Here is a 20,450-nt window from a genome sequence, read left to right on the forward strand (position 1 = left end):
AGTCACAGCGTAGCTCGAAGAGGAATTCAACAATGAAATTCAAAGCCACAATTGCCGGATTATCCACCCTTGCTGTGATACAGCTAGCACAAGCGAGCAACACCTACATAGTCAATCAAAATGGTAACAATAACACTGCCATGGGGGATCAAAGTGATCCCACCGTTGCCAACAACCTAATTGTGCAAACCCAAAATGGTGATAATAATACAGCTGAGGCAGAACAAATCATAAATAGCAATAATGCAGTGATCACTCAGACTCAAATTGGAGATGGAAACTTAGCCACAGCAAGCCAAGAAAATAGCACCGACACAATCGATACCGTCGTACAGATGGGGAACAATAACGAAGTCGATTCCTTTATGCAAAATGATACCGCGAGCACCAATTTCGTTTTTCAAAGTGGTGAATTGAATTTCACCTCTACCGTTAATTTCAACTCTACATCTAATAGTACTAATGTTTTACAAACCGGAACCGACAATGAAGTTTTCACAGCTCATAGCTTTAACTCAAGTAACAATTCCATATTTGTAAACCAAAGCGGATCTCAAAATACGAGTTCTCCAGGCGCAAGTTTCGATGCGGAGAACAACAGTATTGTCATCTTACAGGATGGATCGTTGAACAATGGGGGAGTTGGGCAAGTTAGTGGCTCTCAATTTATGACAAGTACGGTCATTCAAAGTGGCGATGATAATCTAGGGGGAGCTAGTAATTTAAATAGTAGCTTCGGCAGTACCTTTTCTAATCAAGTGGGAAGTTTAAATTTAGGAAGTTCAAGCCAAATTGATAGCACACAGAGCCATACATTTATCCAGCAAACCGGTACTGACAATTTAGGCAGCATATCGATAAACTCTAGCAATAATGTTAGCGCCTCCATCACACAAATAGGCGACCAAAATATAATTGGTGGTTCAGGCCACTCCTCCAGTAGCAATGGTACTGTAGAGGTCACTCAAATAGGTATTGCTAATGATGCAATTGCTTTCCAAATTATGAGCGACTCGGGATTGTTAGCTATTTCTCAAAATGGAGAACAAAATATGGCCCTGGCGGGGCAAACAGGGATATCTAACATCCTTCTTGGCGTGCAAACAGGAATACAGAACGTACTTTCTATTATTCAGGATGGTGATTCAATTTCTGCCGATACCAATCAGAGTGGCACACTTAATGAAATTGACCTTGATCAGACCGGCATGAGTAGTGTTGCCACACTTACACAAAGTGGTAACAATAATTTTCTACAGGCTATGCAGGCAAATCCATCTGCCTCATCCACTGTGACGCAGTTTGGCGAAAACAATAGTGGTAATATCATGCAGTAACTCACCCACTATTAGCTCAAAGTACACAAAGTAGCGGAATACATGACCATTCATAAAGGACATGCATTAGGAGAAATGCTCATATCATTTACTCCACTTAAGACGTGAATTTCTTTATATGTAGTCGATGATACCAAATGCTTCTGTTTGGTGTCATTTTTTCTGTTAAAAAAGGGTGTAAGTTTATCCCCGGATAATCTTCCTGGATAAATCAAGGCTACAGGGTTAGCCTAAAGCTTTCATAAGCTAGGACTGCAACCTCTATCTAGATTTAAAATTATTCACAACCAGATAAATTTTGATCCATTCTAGAAGAGAAAAATTATAGTGCAAAAAATATCAGTTGGCCTAACTCACTGGAAGTAAACTTTATTACTAGCAGTTACACACTTATCTCTCATTGAAAAGACTCATGCTTCATCAATACTTTTACCAAACTTTCAACTTACTCAGGGAAACCAAAGGCAGTAATCATATATAGGTAGGGTAGAAGATTAAATAGCTCTACCCGGCATTAATAGATTTCAGGAGGTTTAAAGGAGAATTAGACAGTAAGCATGCATTTATTAATCGCAAAATTTTTAGTCCATACTTGATGAAATCTTAAGCATGTTCAGCTTTGATCAATAACAGGCATAGCTAAGTATTAATGCCGATTAGTCAGTTTCGGAAAATTTCTTTTGGCAGCTCTGAAACTTCCCCAAGCAAATATTGATCTCTATAGCGCCAACCTGCTATCAGCTCCAGATAGAAATGGACATTAATGATATTCATTTAAGCTTGTACCTACTCAATTTAAATATGTAACAAGCCTTTTTAAAATTTTGTTTTAGGAAAATGACTACACTAGAGAAGTCGAGGTTTTATCAATGAGAATGTCTTCGTATATTCCAGCAATCCCATGCATTTTAGCAATTAGTATCAGCGCTGCGGCACAGGCTAGTAATATATATATTGTAAATCAAACAGGCAATAACAACATGGCTATGGGAGACCAAAGCGATCCCACCGTTACCAATAATTTGATTGTACAAACCCAGAATGGGGATAATAATACAGCAGAGGCGGAACAGATCATTAATAGCAGTGACGGCGTGATTATTCAGACCCAGATTGGAGATGGAAACTTAGCCAACGCGAGCCAGGAGGATAGTACAGGCACAACGCTGACAACCTTACAGGTAGGTAATACTAACGAAGTTACATCCAGTATGCTTGGTGACTCCAATAACACCAACTTTGTCTCCCAAACCGGTGAAATCAATTTTGCTGAAACCGTAAACTTTAACTCCAGCTTAAACAGTACAAATATTGTTCAGGTTGGTACTGACAACCAATCAGCAGCTTCTCATTTCAATAATTCAAATAACAACTCCATATTTATTAGCCAGGATGGATCTGAAAATATTGGTTCTGCATCTGCAAGCCTTAATACAGACAACACCACCTCCGTAGTTTTACAAACTGGATCACTTAACAACGGTGGAATTTCACAGTTCGACAATTCTGACTTTATGACAAGCACTGTTATTCAAAATGGCACTGATAACTTGGGGGGGAGCAGTAATTCAAACAGTAGTTTTGGTAGTACTTTTACTAATCAGGTCGGGAACTCAAACCTTGGGGGCTCAAGCCAACTTGACAGTACACAAAGCCACTCGTTTTCCCAGCAAATAGGGAATGATAATTTAGTAGGTGGTGTGCAGGCACTTTCAAGTTCCAATGTAGTCGGCTCTGCAACCCAAATCGGCGATCAAAATATCATTGGAGGTATGGGCCATTTTTCCAGTAGCAACGGTATTGTAGAAGTCACTCAGATAGGCATTGCCAATGATGCAATTGCTTTCCAAATTATGAGTGATTCATCAATATTAACCCTTTCACAAAATGGCGAACAAAATATGGCCTTGACTAGCCAAACTGGATCATCAAATAGCCTTCTAAGTACGCAAACAGGTACACAAAATGTCCTCTCTATTTTTCAGGATGGTGATTTGATTTCTGCTGATACAGACCAAAATGGTACGCTCAACGAAATCGATCTTAACCAGACAGGTATGAGTAGCTGGGCCACACTCTCACAAAGTGGAAATAATAATTTTCTACAGGCCATGCAGGCGAACCCATCTGCCTCAACTACCGTGACACAGTTTGGAGACAACAATAGCGGAAACATAATGCAATAATATGCCTGGCTTCAAGCTCACTTTAATTTCATAGAAAAATATTTAGTGATCATAAATTGGGGATTCACTGAACTGATACAATTATTGAATATATATTATTCTGTTTTGTTATCATATCTATCGTCTCAGTGCATCCCCAAAACTACTATTTCTTATAGAACCAACCATCAGCACATTGAATATCGTGGTAATACCACAAAAAGAGGCAATTTAAAATTACACCCACACTTACTCACACTCTTCGGTTTGTTTGCGCCCCCAAATTACCGAAACACTACAGCATCGCTGCACTCACATAGTACTCTCCAAAAAAGTCCCCTCTTGAAAATTTCAAATACCTGGCTACATATACGCCATCAGACATCCATCGTATTTTAAGTGGTGAACTTAGGAATATATATTTAACATTTAGATCATGCTTACTAACCGCATACCTGCTGTTCAACTCAACATCCTATTAATGCCTAACTTTTAAAATACTCATCTAATCTTCCACATCAAAATCTCATACATGGAAACATATCAACATTTAGATGCAAATATTATTTAATTCATACAATAACATTTAAAGTGAAAAATACACGCCTGAGAGCCCTTTACAAGATACTCACCTTAGAGATATTTTTATTTTAATTAAACCTCTACCACATTTCACTATAATAGATATAAATATATTTATATTATGCTATATAAAGGAAGCTCATATATTTCATATACGAGCCCCTAATAGATTGCTGATTGATAAGTTTTATAAAAAAATTAAGTAAATCGATCTATAAAATTCCACAAAACGTTACCACCAAATTTAACAGCCCATGGAAAAGAAATTGTCTATTAAGAATTATCAATCCAGGCAATCTGGATCTTTAGTGAGATATTCATTGTTTACCCAAATATTAGTACCACTGCAATCAGGGTCAACTGTATCCCTCAGATCAAAAGGATCATTACCAAGAGAAGAGTTCGCAGAAATAATATTGAAGTTGGAATTAGTAAAAATAAGAACTATACCACCATCTTGGCTATCACCGTTGCCATTATCGGTAGTTGTGTTCTGTGATATCACATTATTTGACGATCCTTCTATCAGAATACCAGCCCCTCCATTTCCACTTGAAGTGTTGTTAAAAACTCGTGAAAAACTATCATCCACCTGGATTCCGTCGGCAACACTACCTGTTACGGTACAGCCAGAAAAAGTATTGTAGTCATCATCCATATCGACTCCGACTCTACCACTATCAGTAATAACGCAGTCATTTATAGTATTGTAAATACTATCTATATCTATCCCATCATTAACACTATTAACAACTTCGGTACCAAGTACTTTGTGATACCCCTCTCCCTCTAAGAAAATTCCATCAAAACAGCCATCTATAACGCCCCCAGTGAGGGTGGCGCCATTGCCTTCGATTCGAATTCCTGCACCACCTAGATCTCCTCCTGTAGTACAGGTCAGGGAATAGTCGCCCATATTTAAGCTGCCACTTGGGCCGACAATAGTAAGTGCATCAGGTTCATCGGTAGTTAGATCACAAGATAAGTCCTCAGTGAGCACTTCTGCAGTTGTAATTACATCGCCACAAGCCACTTCAGCCAAGGCAATTGATGAATATGAAGACGCCGAAAAAGCCATTATCGCTAATAGTGCCACCTTATCTACAGACTGCTTAATTTTCACATCCAACTCCTATCAGTTCAGAATAAAGAATACATCTCAGCACAGAGATACTGAGTCCCCTAAGTTTGGATGCAATAATAGCTTCCACCATAAGAAAAATTGCCTAAAATAATTGACGTTCGAACGAATAAAAAACTACGTCATTCTTTTGAAGAAGCTAGCGCAGCCATATCGATAGCAACGATTAAAAATAGAATCTTAAGCTGGCGCAATTACTTTTTAATGATTACTAGCATTTAATCCAGAACACCATACTCTGATCCAATTTTGGAAAGTACGATTTTATTCGCCAGCTAGTGCATGCAGCTTATTATGAAAAACTTAGGTTATTTATATAAAATTTACTCATGATAGAAGTACTAACTTCGGGAAACTGTTACTTAATGTTCGGTCATAGAAAGGAATTATCATGTACACCAAGGCTGGTATTTACGTCGCTCTATCTTCATTTATTGCCACAAATTCTTTGGCTGAAGCAAATAGTACATCACTGTATCAGTAGGGTAGCGCTAACAGTGCCACTACTGACCAAAGCGATATTACTAGTATTGGCTACCAGATTGGCGATAGCAACCAGGGAAGTTCACTACAAGACTCCATTACTAACAGCCATTTTAACTATATCCAGTTAGACCATCAAAATAACGCCCAAGGTGTTCAAACCTACTCTAAAAATGCTTCTATTTCTATCTATCAAAAAAACACAGAAAATTCTGCCACTAGTTCACAAGATAATATTATTAATGGAGAAATGCAATTTCATCAGATAGGATTTAGTAACAAACCAACAATACTAGATTCAAACAATGGCTCTAATAATAGTACACTTTCCGCTCAAGTCGGTGATACCAATCAAAACTAGGTATTTATTAGCACGACAAACTCGGCAATAGACTATATCAAGAAAGTTGGTGCGGACAACCAGGTTTTTCTAATTCACAGTGTTAGTGATAATGACAAAGTAGAGATTATACAAGCTGGGGCCAGGCACACTATCGATATTAGTCTTATCTCTACAGCTAATAATGAGGTCATTATTAGTCAACTCGGCAGTAGTAATATTAAAACAGTGAATTTGGGCGGCACAAGTAGCGAACTGCAACTACTGCAGGAGGGATATATTAATAGTTTAAACGTCACTTAGAGTGGAGAAGAGACTCACCTCTACACTCACCAAATAGGTAGCGATCATAGGCTCAGTCTAACCCAGAGTGGGAGACGAAATACTGTCGAACTCTCCCCAATTGGTAGCAATAACTTTATACAAATGATGCAAACTGGGGGTTAATAGCAGCGCTGACATACTACGAATAGGTGGTGACAACAGCGCAAACTACCAGCAGCAATAACCTAGCCCTTTCAAGGTTGTCTCGAAAGCTGTGCTGATCGGTGAGCTGATGTGATCATCAGGGCGCAACCTCCCTATATTCTTGTCAATCTATAAAATATAGATCAGCCCAGTACGTAGTCAGTCAAAACACAAACTCGACTTTATTCCTAACTTTGCCAAACTAAATTCTCATAGCTACATACCAATTCATCGACAAAAATTAAAGTAGCCTTTGATTGATCTGACGCTATAAATCAAATGGCTAACAACCCAACCTATGGCTTTAAACCATATCATCGTGTAGTAGAGTGATATTTTTTATGTACTAGCCTCCACTTAAGATTCCCAATCATTATTGACCGCACATAATTTTTCGTAGAAACACGAAAAACACTCTGCCTTTATATGGATGTTAAAGGCAGAGTATATGCTTACCACCCAAAGTCCAAATTGGTAAAGGAGTTATCCAATGAAGACCTATTCCCTTATAGCCACGGCCTTATCCTTTATGATCAGTGGGATTTCCTATGCGGAAAATACTGTCATCCAGAACCAGATGGGTACAGATAATAACGCGACAGCTGATCAAAGTGATCCCACCGTATTTGATAACCTTATTGTGCAAACACAAATTGGTGATAACAACGACGCTGATGCCAGTCAAACTAATGGCAATGTCAGCGGCGCCATTTATCAAACACAGCAGGGGGATAATAATAGTGTCACCTCGACACAAGATGCCACAACCAGCACTACGGCATCAGCACTCCAGGTCGGGGATAACAATATCGTTTTAACCAGTCAGGAAACCGCTTCAAACGGTAGCAGTGAAATCCTCCAGAATGGTGACACTAACTTTGCCAGCTCTGAACAAACCTCCTCAGATTCTGATTCTATTTCAATCAGCCAGTATGGCGATCAAAACCTGGCTACTAGTACTCAGGACACGAGTTCCAGCAATATTGTAGTCATTACCCAATCCGGTGACTTAAATATTTCAACTACATTGCAAAACACAGCAAGCTCTGGTAACAGCGCTACCACAATTCAATTCGGGCAACAAAATGCTGCTGGGATATCTCACCTTAACTCCTTTACCAATTCAGACTTGATAAGTCAGGTTGGTGATTTCAACAATGCCTCAATTAACAGAAACACCTCAAGTTCCGATAGTGCTATCGTAGTACAGTCCGGAGACTCCAATTTTGCCAGTGCTACTAGTTTTGATACTGCAGACAATACATTATCCATCTACCAATATGGGGATAATCAATCAGCGGTTGCCACACAAAGTAGTGCTTTTGAAAGTAACATTTATATTAGCCAAAGTGATGACAATAATATGGCTTTGGCAACACAATCAGGAGCCAGTGACAACATTGAAATTTATCAGTCAGGCTCATCCAATATGGCTACAGCCTTACAGGCGTCGACTGACAATAGCTCCAATATTATTTCCCAGGACGGTACACAAAACGATGCTACTGTCACACAAAGCGGTTCATCGGATACATCCTCTGTTGAACAAATTGGAAATATGAATATGGTTTCAGCTAGCCAATCAGCATTCAGTGGCTCACTGGATATCACCCAGGAAGGTGATGAGAACGAAATTACCTCAACACAGGATGGAGATATGGAGACAGCAACCATGCTGCAGGCAGGTAACTTGAATTTGATTGAGTTGGCCCAGAGCGGCATGCAAAACACTGCAACATTATCTCAAGACGGTAGCAGTAACTACATATCGGTTACGCAAACTGGCTTTAATGATGCTATCAGTGTTACCCAACTTGGAGACGGCAATAGCGCTACATTTATACAGTAGACTGATAGAGACTTTCGTTAAGGTGCCCTTTGGGCATCTTAACCTACTCAATATGCAAAAGTTAATGAGCACATCGCCTAAACATCACCATATGCTGTCATAGAGATTTTGTAGTCAAGGAGTATCTTATGAAAATCTCTTCCTTCCTTACCGATTCCCTGGCGCTGACCATCAGCAGTGCTGCTATCGCCGAGAATAATTTTGTTACTTCACAGCAAGGTAGGGCCTTTCTGAGCACCGCTGTAACACAAAATGGCAGTACCATGAGGCAGACAATACCCATACGGATCTGAGAAATTTGATGATATTAATCCAGATTGGCTGCTGTCATTCTGAAGAAATTTCACAAAGTGTATGTAAACCAAACTTCATTTACGTTACAAATTGGTAATGCCAACTTTGCCAGTGTGCAGCAATAGTTATATCCAAAACTCACAGGATTAGGCTCTGTATGCAGTATCGTTCATCGGCAGAGCCTCAAGTGGATATCAGTGGTCAATTCGATTTACAAGGAGGAAGCAGTAACTGAACGGACAATGATTTAGGGATTTTTAGTTTAAAGGAGTAACTTATGAAAATCTCACCACTTATCTTTAGCTCACTTGCGTTGGCAATCAGCAGTGTGGTTTTTGCCGAAAACAATTTTGTAATCCAAAACCAAACTGGCATAGGCAATACCGCGACAGCCAATAATGCAGACTCTGATGTTAACAACAGCTTAATAGTACAAACTCAAATTGGAGTCAACAACAGCGAGGATGCTCTCCAAATTGATGGAACCAGTGAAAGCACCATCGTGCAAAGCCAGATCGGTGTCGCCAATGACAGTGAGACTGCCCAGGAAAATACCAGTAATGGGCATATCAACACTTCTCAGACAGGGGATAGTAACAGCGCTAATGCTGGCCAGGGAAGCTCATCAGACGGATCGATTATCGTCAATCAAATCGGCGTATCGAATACCGCTACCTCGCAACAGGTTGTGACCTCTTCAATCTCATCGATTACCACTCAAGTGGGAGAACAAAACTCTGCGGAAATTTACCAGGAGAATATAAGCTCTGCTAGTGGCACACTCCAACAATTTGGAGTGTCAAATACGGGGAATATTCTGCAACTGTTAGGGTCAGGTAGCACTGGAACCCTACTTCAGGTCGGTTCATTAAATACAGGCCGCATTGACCAAATTGACAGCGACTCCGCTCAAGGATCTATCACACAAATTGGAGGTAATAACTACGCAAAGATCTCTCAACTGGATGCCAATTCTGATAGTGCAGAAGTATTACAAACTGGCACTCAGAACTCCGCTGAAACCACTCAGACTATTAGTAACTCTAATAGCGTATTTATTGCCCAGTTAGGAACCTTAAATACAGCAACTACTAATCAGAATCTATCTGAAGATGGCTCCCTAATCGTAACCCAAGGTGGTTCAGGAAATAGTGTTGAAGCCGACCAAAATACACTGATTAGTAGTGGTGAGATTGCTCAGCTCGGAAGCCAAAATGCAGTGGATACTGATCAATTAGGGCTTGATGTACACTTGCTGGTTGCACAAATCGGAACAGCTAATACCGTCAGTCTACAACAGGATGGCGTTATTCTGAGAACAGATGTTGCCCAAATTGGTAATTCTAATGAAGCAATGATCTCACAAAGTGGCCTGAATAATTCCATCACACTCCTACAAATCGGCGAAGGGCATTACAAGGAGATATCACAATCTGGTGAAGGTCATTCCTCTTTCACGATCCAAATCGGCAGCGCCAACTTTGCCCAGGTCACACAGTAGGAGTAAATCGGCACCCCTATTTTTAAGTAGCTCTTGAATATATTGTAACACCATGCCGCCAATATCCTTTGTGATATCCGGCGGCATTATAGTTTATTAGACCTATCGTATATTTCCGCCTTATACACAAAGCGCGAGCACAATACCACAGATTAAAAAGAGTAATCTGCACGTATAAAAACAGCCCATCCAGGAAGTTCTGAGCCGCTAATTATTCCTACTTGTTTGGCTGGAATCTATGCAAATATCGATAATATGTACCCGTTTTCCGGGCCTGATCTCCGTCACCTATTACCTCCCCCTCCAATCAATAATGTCTATATTTTTCTCAGAAGATCCGCTCAATAGATCTCTTTTAAACGCCACCTTAAAGCAAGTGACAGAGAAGAAACCCTATGCAGGCAGGAAAATATTTCCCGTTATTTTTTGCACCCATGCTTTTACCAGCCCTATGTTTTGCCGACGTTCAGTGCGGCGATACCATTACCACCGCTGAAACAATGACAGAAGACATATTATTCTGCACTGCTATGCCGCCAATCACCATATCCGGTCCTAGCGGCAATCTGGATATGAACGGGTTTACCGTGCACTGCGCCGAACTTCCCGTGCTAAATACTGGCATTATTTTGTCTGGTCAGGGGGCTTTTCTCTCAAACGGGACTATTGAAAATTGTTATACCGGCGTCAGCGCAGAGGACTCGGGATTTCATGGAATTTACAATATCCTAGTGCAAACTAACGAAATAGGTATTTCCCTAACCAGCAATAACAACTTTGTTAGCAGTTCGACAATTTCGTTAAATACCGAAATGGGTATCTCTTCCGATGGGGATTTTAACAGCATACTTTCAAACGAAATTGTAAATAACGAGAGGGACTCTATTGTTATCCAAGGGGACTATGCACTCGTTTCGCAAAACACCATAGAGCCAGTAACTGGAAGTTTCGTAACAGGAGAGAATGGTATCGTTATCGGAAGCTCGTCCGGGGGTATTATTACGCAAAATACCGTTTTAAATATTATGTTTAGCGGCATATTGATGCAGGAGTTTGCGCAAACCAATTACCTTATCACTGGCAACAGAGTTGATGCGGGCGGCTTCGGCGTTGGCTTCGACCTTAATGACGCCAATGCGGATGCCTGTACGTCTTCCAATACATGGATCTCTAACACTTTTACAACTGCTAACCCCAGCTGCCTGGATTAAATTTTTGTCTAACAGGAATGTATATGCCTGTAGATAGGTTTAGAGAAAGATAACACCGAAGGAAAGGCAATAAAAAAGTGACCTGGCTGCGGGGGAGAACCAGGTCACTGAAAGGGTTTGGGTGGGGGCTATTCAGCCCCCTGGTTTTTAGTCTTGGTAATCGATGGTCATATCAAAGTTGCCTTCAACACACTTGGCATAGTCGCCCTCATTCAGTGCTGAGTAGGCAGTCTGGTAATTCACCAACTGACATGCGTAGCTCTCATTATTTGGGGTATCCGCAGACCATCCCCAATCTTTATCCCAGTAAATATCCAGGGAGGCTGCACCACCAGTCTGGAACTGCCCCATATTGGCACAACCGAGTTCTTCATCTGCCGGAATTTCTACACCGAAGTATTCCGCTGTGCTCTGGTAGTACTCGATCCGATACTGTGAGCGGTAGTCTTCAGTACCAGAACTACATTCGATCGCTCCATTAATAATATTGGTGGTAACACCGAATCCAGAAGTCAGGTTATTAGCCAGATCCACACTATTCGGTTCCCAGGTACCATCGATTACATGCAATATGCTTGGCTTGGGTGGCTGTGGATAGACGAAGAAGAAGATAGAGCTCGCCAGGTTCAACCAGGTATCCGCTACCAATTCCGGGGCTTCCAGCAGGGTGTAAATATCGCCGTACATCGCCTGGGAGAAGGGACCGTAGTTATAGTTCCAGCTCAACTGCTTGGCACCGCGGCCGAAGTAGCTCTTATAGCCACCATCACTATTGATCGCACAGGGCCATGCTTCTGCTGCCCAGCTGCTGCTGGCATCACAGGCGCCGTAGCCGCCGGAAGTATCTTCTGTCCAGCCAATTTCCCGCAACCAGTACAGGCCCTGGCGCCATTCCGGCACTTCCCAACCTGTTGCGTGGGCACCGGTTTCCTGGGCGTAGTGTGCAAACATGACTGCCATCGACTTGCGACAGATCGCCTCGGCATCGCGGCCATCGGTATAGTCACCACAGAAAGCTGGGAACTTGGCTACGGCACGGAGGAAATTAGTGTAGGTGTACTCTTCCGCTCTGAGGGCGAAAAGGTAATCCCAGTCTTCTTCAGACAGGATGCTTTCAACGCGGAGGACATTTTCTGGGTTTGCACTGCGACCAGGCTGTACCGCCTCAACCACAGCGTTGTCTCGGGTTTCAACAGTATCCTTTACTTCCTGAAGCAGGGAATCACTGCTGGTAATCGACTCTTCTGCAGCTTCCAGTTCGCTGATGCCCATCACATAGCCATCGGCTGCGGCACAGCCATCCTGGCTAATGGAGACCTCGTCCACATCACTGGCTTGAGTGGAGTCAGAAGCTGTCAGCTGGAAGGTGTAGGTTACATCGCTGTATACCTCAGACAGGGTCACTGAGGTAGCGCTGCCGGTATAGTTGGTCATCTTTACAACCGGGCCACTGGTTTGGCTCCAAATGTAAGAGATATCGCTGCCGCCGGTGCTGCCAGAGCCATCCAGATTAACCGTTCCACTACAGCCTACATTGATACTTGAGGCCGAGATATTTGCGGTTACTGAGCTTTCAGAACCATCGGTATTATCATCATCGTCGTCTTCATCGGTATCGTCCACCGCGAGGTTTTGCACGGTAACCTGTGCTTCTTCAGTAGTGTCACCATCACTGACGATCAAGCTAAAGACATAGCTCACATCAAAGGTGCTTGAAGGTAGGGTAACAGTGGTGGATGCGCTGGTCGCAGAGGCAATATCTGCTTCAGGAGAGGCCGGGGATAATTGGGCCCAGCTGTAAGATAAATTGCCGTCCCCACCGGAGGCACTGGCATCAAGTGTTACAGTGCCACCACCGGTAATTTGTGTCTGCGACACTGAAGCACTGACCGTAATCGGAGTGCCGTCGGAATTATCGCTGCCATCGTCACTGTTGTCGTTATCGTCGTTATCACTGCCGCCATCGTTGCCACCGGTGCCGGTGCCGGTGTCGTCATCTGAGCCGCCATCACTGGAGCAACCATCCGCTTCCTTAAGAAGCCAAGGGGAACCCCAGGTATTTTCAGCCGTTAATGCATCGGTCGGGTGGTCGTCACCATTAGCCCACCACTGGGCAACAAATAAGTCGCCGTCGTAACAAACCTCTTCGCCTTTGCGATAGTTTTGACCGGAAATATAAGTATCGGAGTCATCGGAGCCACCACTGCCACCACCGCTGCCGGAACCTGCATCATCATTGTTACCAGAATCCGTATCACCGTTATTTCCGGTATCAGTATCATCATCAGAATCGGTGTTATCACCATCACCGGAATTGGAGTCATCGCCACTACTTGTATCGCACGCACCTGACTCCTCCAAAATCCAGGGGGAGTCCCAGCGGTTTTCTGCTGTCAGGGCATCCGAGGGAATTTGAGAAGCTGTTGCCCACCATTGAGCTTTATATAAGTTTCCTCCGTAGCAAACCTGGCTGCCACCGGAATAACTCTGCCCCGCAGCGTAGTCGTCGGCGGGTTGTGCCGCACTCAAACCTTGAGCGCCCAGCATCAGCGCCGATGCTATGGCTGTGCGAATAAAAATATGGCTCATAGAATCTCCAATTGTCGTTTTTAGGGTTCTATTTAAAGTTTTACGCGATGAGGCAAATACCAAACTGCCAGGTATTATTTGCAAAAATAGCGATCGAGAGCTTGTGTGAATAACGTATAACGGAAGGCATTAATAAATAGAGCATGTATTCTTGGCATCAATATTTATACACTGCCAGGATGCTCTAAATTGAAAGGAACCCACTTCCCTTCCCCGTTTTTATTTACTCAACTGGGTGCAACTGCCCCTGCACCTTTAATATTTATCACAAACACTTACTTTATTTCTGTACGCTGTTCAATTAGCCCCATACATACTCAGCAGTTTCGATAAATAGCAAACGGAATGGTTCCAGATTTAAACAGAATATTTCGTGACCACATCGACACAGGTCGCGTGCGCCAGTGAGCAAATGTCTAAACTCAAGATCAAAGGCACGTAAAAAGCGGAATTTATAGGTTTTTAAATCTACATAAAACCATAAAAGAGAAAAATTTTACCAATAACAATACAGGGTAAAAATATAAGTATAATTACCTAGCCAACAGACACCGATAGAAAAGCTCATGGCGCTTTACATCGTCTAAGTGAGAAAAAGTTCCCAATCTAACCAGGAACCACCACTGATAAATGCAGTTTTTCACAATTCATGTCTCTTTCGTCAGTGACTTTTCTCTCAAAATAAAAGTACTTCTGGCCCATAGTATTTCCCTTACTCCATGGCGACACTTTAGATCGGCAATATCAGCAGTAATAAGCCGCAAATGACAGTCATTTATCCTTTGGCTAGCACCCCGTGCCCCAAACAGGAAAGAACTTAGATTAGTTCAACAAAGGGAGATCTTTGTGAAGCCTTACCCTATCCTTTTTTTATCCACAATTCTGTTGTTAGGTATTACTAGCCACGCGGACACAAGTACTACCACTGTAGAGCAATACGGCGATAGCAATCTGGCAACAGCCGATCAAGCTGACTCAACCATTGAAAATAACTTAATAGAACAAAGGCAAACGGGTAGCTCCAACTCTGCCGAAGCGATGCAATCTGTGAATTCATCCTTGGGCTACATACTTCAAATACAAACTGGAGACAGTAATAGCGCCATCGCCAGTCAAGAAGAAAGCACTTCAACCACGGTGCAAGTTGTGCAGTTGGGTGATAATCAGACCGCACTCAGTACCCAGATACTTACCACTACGACTAATGGGGAAATCTATCAGGAGGGGCTATTAAATGACGGTGAACTCTTCCAAAGTGACTCCACTGGCAATACAGGCTACTTGTTCCAATCTGGACAAAGTAATATGGGGTTTGTCCGTGCCACGAGTGGTGATTTCCACTCAGGTTCACTTCTCCAAACAGGAACGCTGAATGATGGTGTCCTAATTCAATTACGCGGTACCTTCTATACCTCTACCGTGACACAAAACGGAACAGGAAATGAGGCGACCAGCTTGCAGAACTTTGGCGAGTCCCTTACTAGTGAAGTCACCCAATTAGGTGATGGCAACAATGCCACTCTCTGGCAAATATTCAATGAAAACAGCTACGCCCAAACAAGTCAGATCGGGTCAGACAATATCTCTTCCTCTCGACAAGAAGGTGAACTCATGAGCATCACCACCACACAGGAAGGTATGTTTAATGAGGCTGTTGCATTTCAGGAGGGCACTTCGAGTTTCGCCTTATCTCAACAAAATGGGCTGGATAATTTTATTGATATTTCACAGAGTGAAGTCAATGGAAATATCTCAGCCAGTCAAGTGGGCAATGGCAATATTGGGATGATATCCCAATAATAGAGATTACGATTTTTAATCGAGATTTTTGATTGTACTGGGCTTAGGAACCGTCCAATCGATAATTGCCCGTTAGCAACTCGCCAGCGGGCAATAGCTAAACTCTGGCTTAAGATGCAAACACCCTAAGACGTCCCTCACGCTTCTCCTCGCTAAAGTCACAACTGGTCAACCTAAACATCAATACATATTCGGAAAGGCAATGAGTATCGTGAATATCCCCTGGTAAGAACGCACTACAGTCACCGGGCTTCATTTGATAACAGCCCCGGCTCACCAGTTGTTCACCATCGTCTTGATTAAGTAAACCATAGGTAGACATCTCCACTTCACCATGTTGCACCGCGTAAAATACCCAGCCATTGCCATGATTATGTGGTGGGCGATAGAGCCCACGAGGCTCCACATGAGCCAGTAAGATAAAACCCTTATCTTCATCCCGGTATAACTCTACACTGGGTTCTTGGCGACTGTGTAGATCAGCCAACCATGCTTCATCAGGATTTGATGCCGCCAATTTTCCCAGGGCTTCTCGACATCTCACAATTGATGAAGTATCAAGTCCCTGCCAATTCGCTTTAAGTGCTTCAACACACTGTCTCAAAGAATTCGTCACTGATTGGTCCTCCTAAAGCTCTCTCGATATCTTGTTGAAAATTACTGCGAATCCACAAATTCAAGATACAACTTGAAGCCAGCTTTAAGTCAACCAGATCTGTGCCTGTATTTTTAGCTATTTAAGTCGTGGGTGAAGTGTAAAAGCGTTGGCCTGGAAAATAGGAATAAATCAGGAAATAGAGATGGGTATTAATAGCTCCAGCAGCTATTAATACCCGCGAGTGCTCACTAAAACGAAGCACTCGCTAATGGGTTTACTTTATAGCTCTGGAGGTAATCGTTAATTTTGCGCTTTAGAAGCAAGCTTGCTGGCAAGAATAGACACGATCTGTATTGTTAATGCGGTTAACAAGAACACTGATGCCAGGCGATAAACGGCATTGAGGCCGTCCGCTATCTGCGACGGGTTCATGTCTTGCAGGGGCTGGCTGGGTACAAGCCCTACAAAAATCACACTCATCACTGAAGCTCCGGTCAACAAACCCAAACCTCGTGAAAGGCTGAGAAACCCGGAAATACGCCCACGAACTTCGGCCCGGGCGCTATTCATGGTCATAGTATTAACTGTCGACAGGTAGGTTCCGTAACCCATTGCCATAGTGACGGAAAAAACCAGATAGCCTACCAAGCCCTGCTCCACCCTGAGCAGTCCCATTCCCAAGGCTCCACAAAGCAAAATTACCAGACCCAGTAATACGATACCTCTACTATTGAATCGATCCACGGCTCGACCGGCAAGATTTGAACAAGCAGCCACCATAAATGATCCGGTTGTCATCACCAGCCCTGCGATAAAAAGGTCCAGATCCAGTGCCAGAGTCAAATAAAAAGGCCCTACAATCAGGCTGCTCATTACCGATGAAGCCACCAAAAAGTTTCCAGCCACATTCGCCAAGAATGTCTGCTTCCCAGAAGATTCCGTAAATCCGTCACGCAGGGGTTGTACTTTCTGCCTGACATAAAACAACCCCACACCAAATATCACCGATAGAGCGATAGCAATTCCATTAACCGCGGAATATCCCTCTCCCAATGGTTTAATTGCCAGGGTATAAAAAACAATGCTAAAGAACAGGAATGCTGCGGCCAGGTAGCGTTTGAATCGACTCCTGCCATCAACAACTTCGCTGACTATGTTTTCCGGCAGAGTTCGATATGCGAGAAAGAACACCCCCAATCCCACCGGCACTACCAACCAAAAGATGGCCTGCCAATTCAGGTTTTCGACAATCAAGCCGCCCACAATAGGGCCCATGCCAGTCCCAACCGCAGACAGGCTGCCCAGTAATCCAATTATCTTTCCCGTTTCACTTTTATCGAAAACATCGCTGGCAATAGCCATAGACACAGCCACGAACATCGCGGCACCGACCCCTTGTATTGCGCGGAAAAAAACCAGAGTCCAAACATTGAAAGACAGCGCGCAAAGTAATGTCGATAAGGTGAATATCAATCCGCCACTTAGAAACAATTTCCTGCGACCCAGCTTGTCACTGAGGCTTCCGGCAATAGGCAGGGTCGCAGTCATACACATCATGTAGGCCACGGTAATCCACTGAGTATTACTGAAGGAAGCCCCCAAGCTCTCGATTAATACAGGCAGCGCCATATTAATTGCACTGACTCCCAAGGCTGCGAGCAAGGTCGCCAAACACAAGGTGACCAGGACTCCTCTTTTGGAAACCTGAGCAGCCTCTTGGGAAATTGGGTCTTCGGAATAACTTTTCGCGGTGTGCATAAGCTGAACTTTGACTTGCCAGTAATGACGCGTGAAACTAGCATACAACTTCAAGTGAGCTTGAGGTCAATAAGCGATGAATAACAGGGAAGAACTGGATATACGCGAAGTCTCCAAACTGTCGGGACTCCCCTCTTCCACACTTCGGTATTATGAGGAAAAAGGCCTGATAAAGTCATGTGGTCGTCGGGGAATTACCCGAATTTTTAAAGCCACAGTGATAGAACAGTTGTCCCTTATCTCCCTTGGCCGCTACGCCGGTTTTTCCCTGGATGAAATTGGCGAGATGTTTTCCTCTAATGGCAACCCCGCTATCGACAGGGAGCAGCTCCTCGCCAGGGCCGACGATCTGGAAAAGAATATCCGCCGACTCGAAGCTATGCGCGATGGGCTACGCCATGTGGCCAACTGTCCCGAGGTCAATCAGCTGGAGTGCCCCAACTTCCAAAACCTGATAAGGAAAGCGACCAAGTTACAGCATAAGGAAGACAGGAAACAGAAGCGACGCTGACAGAATAGCAGCGAATAAAGTCAGGAGACACTAAACTCTGTCATCATTCCCGAGTCCTCGTGTTCCAAAACATGGCAGTGCGCCATGTAGGGCATATCCGGCATCGCCGGCAGCGGGAAACGAACAAATATTTCCGCTTTGCCGCCATCGGATATGGGCATCGTATCTTTCCAGCCACGCATATAGAGTGGCGGTTCTGCATTATTGTATTTCGTGACTCGAAACTGGCAGCCATGGATATGTACCGGGTGTAGCATTCGGTCCTGTCCTTCAGAGATCTCCCAGCGCAGGTCCTTATTCCTCGCAACCTTAAACCCGGGCTCGGTAAATGCGAAGGAAACCCCATTAATCGCATTCGCAGTTAATTGCTCTTTTAACGGCAATGCCGGCCCCTCTGTAATTAGCTTCAATACTTTGGCCACCACATCGGGGTTGGTCGTACCTGCGGCAACCATCTGCGGCAGCCCCGTTGCACCGATCACTGCTTGCGCCTGCTTCTGTCGGTTCATTTGCATCACCAGCTTCTGACTGATTGGTGGCAGGTTTTGGGGGATCTGCGGCAGGGATACCAGGCGCTCCGGCAATTTTCCTTTCCCCTCGGATGTTCCAGGCACCACACTGAGAAAACTGTGGGCCTGATCAAATGGCGGCAGGCGCATTATTGGCTGGGGCACTGGCAGTGTTTGGAAGTCGAAAGGCTTGCCATCGCGGGTATCGATCATTACTTCGTAGCGCTCTCCCGCAGCAATAGGTAGTACATCCACTTTCACTGGTTCCGAGAGAAAACCGCCATCGCTGGCGATCACGTAGAGTGGTCGCTTGTCACTGGTGGCAAGCCGATAGTTGCGTCCGTTGGAGCCATCCAAAATACGAAAGCGCACCCAGCCTTTAGGTGGCCTGACCACCGGATTAATAACGCCATTAACCAGAAGTCGATCCCCACAATAGCCCGCCGCAACCGTCACTTCGTTAAAGCGATGGAAGAACTGACCATCATCGGTGAAGCGGCGATCCTGAATCACTAACGGAATGTCATCCACACCCCACCGCGAAGGTATCGGCAGTGCATCGCCTTCTTCATCGTCGATAATAATCAATCCCGCCAAGCCTTTGAGTACCAACTCGGCGGTTGTCGGGTAGAGGTGGGGATGAAACCATAAGGTGGCGGCGGGCTGGATTATGTTCCAATCTACGGTCCAGGTTTCTCCAGGCTTCAATGGCATATAGGGGCCACCATCGGCATTGCCGGGTACGATCAGTCCATGCCAATGCGCAGTTACATTTTGCGGCAGATGATTGACCACACTGACGGTTACTTTCTCGCCCTTGCGCACCCGTATCGCCGGACCTAAAAACGGACCATTGAACCCATAAGTACGCGTAGTCACCCCCGGTAGGAAAGATTGCTTGCCCGGGCGCGCTGCCAATTTAATCCGGCCTTGCCCATCTGCACGCAACTCCGGGGGAATTGGTAAAGCCTGACGGCGGCCCTTCTGTGCCTGGGCAGCTTTGGAAGTCGACACCCCTGTTAGTAAAGCCGCCCCCAATGCGCCAGTGGCAAAACAAAATTCCCGTCGCGACAATTGAGCCATGGGCTCACCTCCCTATGCGCCATAGCTCCAAGTGTCTAGGGCACTGGTCATTTTTATCCCCAGAAATCTTAGACGGCTTATTCCCATGGCCCAGTAGTAAGTTGCGACAACTGTGCACTCAATACAGAGTGGTACCCTGGTGCACAACTCCGTGATCCACAGCCCTTGTGTTCTAAGCGAACTCGGTTAACCTTGCCCTCGAAAAGTTAGTAGTGAAAATAAGAAGAGTAA

General features: G+C 44.1%; 14 protein-coding genes. 9 read left to right on the forward strand and 5 right to left on the reverse strand.

Annotated elements, in window-relative coordinates; genetic code table 11:
- The first annotated feature begins 32 nt into the window (after positions 1-32).
- Positions 33-1,337: a hypothetical protein gene (locus tag ACJJIM_RS16120; RefSeq protein WP_444911453.1), complete on the forward strand. Its 1,305-nt coding sequence runs from the start codon at positions 33-35 to the stop codon at positions 1,335-1,337.
- A gap of 869 nt (positions 1,338-2,206) precedes the next feature.
- A complete protein-coding gene (locus ACJJIM_RS16125) occupies positions 2,207-3,523 on the forward strand; it encodes a hypothetical protein (RefSeq protein WP_444911454.1) in 1,317 nt (438 codons plus the stop codon).
- Positions 3,524-4,367: 844 nt separating this feature from the next.
- On the opposite strand, the gene ACJJIM_RS16130 is transcribed toward ACJJIM_RS16125, so the two are convergent.
- The gene (locus tag ACJJIM_RS16130; RefSeq protein ID WP_282931394.1) at positions 4,368-5,207 is read right to left on the reverse strand and encodes a right-handed parallel beta-helix repeat-containing protein; all 840 of its coding nucleotides are present in this window, start codon (positions 5,205-5,207) and stop codon (positions 4,368-4,370) included.
- A gap of 1,177 nt (positions 5,208-6,384) precedes the next feature.
- Between ACJJIM_RS16130 and ACJJIM_RS16135 the strand changes: the two genes are divergently transcribed.
- The 5 genes from ACJJIM_RS16135 to ACJJIM_RS16155 all read left to right on the forward strand — a co-directional run bounded on the left by ACJJIM_RS16135 (position 6,385) and on the right by ACJJIM_RS16155 (position 11,371).
- Entirely contained in the window at positions 6,385-6,495 is a 111-nt protein-coding gene (locus ACJJIM_RS16135) for a hypothetical protein (RefSeq protein WP_444913399.1), read from the forward strand.
- Positions 6,496-7,006: 511 nt separating this feature from the next.
- Positions 7,007-8,365: a hypothetical protein gene (locus tag ACJJIM_RS16140; RefSeq protein WP_282931393.1), complete on the forward strand. Its 1,359-nt coding sequence runs from the start codon at positions 7,007-7,009 to the stop codon at positions 8,363-8,365.
- A 128-nt stretch (positions 8,366-8,493) separates the two neighbouring features.
- A complete protein-coding gene (locus ACJJIM_RS16145) occupies positions 8,494-8,658 on the forward strand; it encodes a hypothetical protein (protein WP_282931392.1) in 165 nt (54 codons plus the stop codon).
- 278 nt (positions 8,659-8,936) lie between these two features.
- Positions 8,937-10,160 carry a hypothetical protein gene (locus tag ACJJIM_RS16150; RefSeq protein ID WP_444911455.1) on the forward strand — a complete coding sequence of 408 codons (1,224 nt, stop codon included), beginning with the start codon at positions 8,937-8,939 and terminating at the stop codon, positions 10,158-10,160.
- 395 nt (positions 10,161-10,555) lie between these two features.
- The gene (locus ACJJIM_RS16155) at positions 10,556-11,371 is read left to right on the forward strand and encodes a NosD domain-containing protein (protein ID WP_444911456.1); all 816 of its coding nucleotides are present in this window, start codon (positions 10,556-10,558) and stop codon (positions 11,369-11,371) included.
- 147 nt (positions 11,372-11,518) lie between these two features.
- On the opposite strand, the gene ACJJIM_RS16160 is transcribed toward ACJJIM_RS16155, so the two are convergent.
- On the reverse strand, positions 11,519-13,960 hold the full coding sequence (locus ACJJIM_RS16160; protein ID WP_444911457.1) for a glycoside hydrolase family 19 protein: 2,442 nt from the start codon (positions 13,958-13,960) through the stop codon (positions 11,519-11,521).
- A gap of 846 nt (positions 13,961-14,806) precedes the next feature.
- Here ACJJIM_RS16160 and ACJJIM_RS16165 point away from each other — a divergent pair.
- On the forward strand, positions 14,807-15,760 hold the full coding sequence (locus ACJJIM_RS16165) for a hypothetical protein (protein WP_444911458.1): 954 nt from the start codon (positions 14,807-14,809) through the stop codon (positions 15,758-15,760).
- A 109-nt stretch (positions 15,761-15,869) separates the two neighbouring features.
- On the opposite strand, the gene ACJJIM_RS16170 is transcribed toward ACJJIM_RS16165, so the two are convergent.
- Together ACJJIM_RS16170 and ACJJIM_RS16175 are read right to left on the reverse strand one after the other, a co-directional pair.
- Positions 15,870-16,376 (reverse strand): hypothetical protein, encoded by a 507-nt coding sequence (locus ACJJIM_RS16170; RefSeq protein WP_444911459.1) that lies wholly within the window; start codon positions 16,374-16,376, stop codon positions 15,870-15,872.
- 282 nt (positions 16,377-16,658) lie between these two features.
- A complete protein-coding gene (locus tag ACJJIM_RS16175) occupies positions 16,659-18,170 on the reverse strand; it encodes an MFS transporter (RefSeq protein ID WP_444911460.1) in 1,512 nt (503 codons plus the stop codon).
- Between the two features lie 22 nt (positions 18,171-18,192).
- On the opposite strand from ACJJIM_RS16175, the gene ACJJIM_RS16180 reads away from it, so the two are divergent.
- Entirely contained in the window at positions 18,193-18,627 is a 435-nt protein-coding gene (locus ACJJIM_RS16180; RefSeq protein WP_282931385.1) for a helix-turn-helix domain-containing protein, read from the forward strand.
- A 20-nt stretch (positions 18,628-18,647) separates the two neighbouring features.
- Here ACJJIM_RS16180 and cueO read toward each other — a convergent pair whose 3' ends face one another.
- On the reverse strand, positions 18,648-20,219 hold the full coding sequence (gene cueO / locus ACJJIM_RS16185) for a multicopper oxidase CueO (protein ID WP_444911461.1): 1,572 nt from the start codon (positions 20,217-20,219) through the stop codon (positions 18,648-18,650).
- Between the last annotated feature and the right edge of the window lie 231 nt (positions 20,220-20,450).

Source organism: Microbulbifer maximicatervae (SeqCode), from assembly GCF_052467615.1.

Bases quoted from the DNA above. Each gene is read 5' to 3' on its own strand.
- ACJJIM_RS16125 (WP_444911454.1), top strand. From the start codon at position 2,207: ATGAGAATGTCTTCGTATATTCCAGCAATCCCATGCATTTTAGCAATT.
- ACJJIM_RS16150 (WP_444911455.1), top strand. From the start codon at position 8,937: ATGAAAATCTCACCACTTATCTTTAGCTCACTTGCGTTGGCAATCAGC.
- ACJJIM_RS16145 (WP_282931392.1), top strand. From the start codon at position 8,494: ATGAAAATCTCTTCCTTCCTTACCGATTCCCTGGCGCTGACCATCAGC.
- ACJJIM_RS16120 (WP_444911453.1), top strand. From the start codon at position 33: ATGAAATTCAAAGCCACAATTGCCGGATTATCCACCCTTGCTGTGATA.
- ACJJIM_RS16155 (WP_444911456.1), top strand. From the start codon at position 10,556: ATGCAGGCAGGAAAATATTTCCCGTTATTTTTTGCACCCATGCTTTTA.
- ACJJIM_RS16160 (WP_444911457.1), bottom strand. From the start codon at position 13,960: ATGAGCCATATTTTTATTCGCACAGCCATAGCATCGGCGCTGATGCTG.
- cueO (WP_444911461.1), bottom strand. From the start codon at position 20,219: ATGGCTCAATTGTCGCGACGGGAATTTTGTTTTGCCACTGGCGCATTG.
- ACJJIM_RS16180 (WP_282931385.1), top strand. From the start codon at position 18,193: ATGAATAACAGGGAAGAACTGGATATACGCGAAGTCTCCAAACTGTCG.
- ACJJIM_RS16140 (WP_282931393.1), top strand. From the start codon at position 7,007: ATGAAGACCTATTCCCTTATAGCCACGGCCTTATCCTTTATGATCAGT.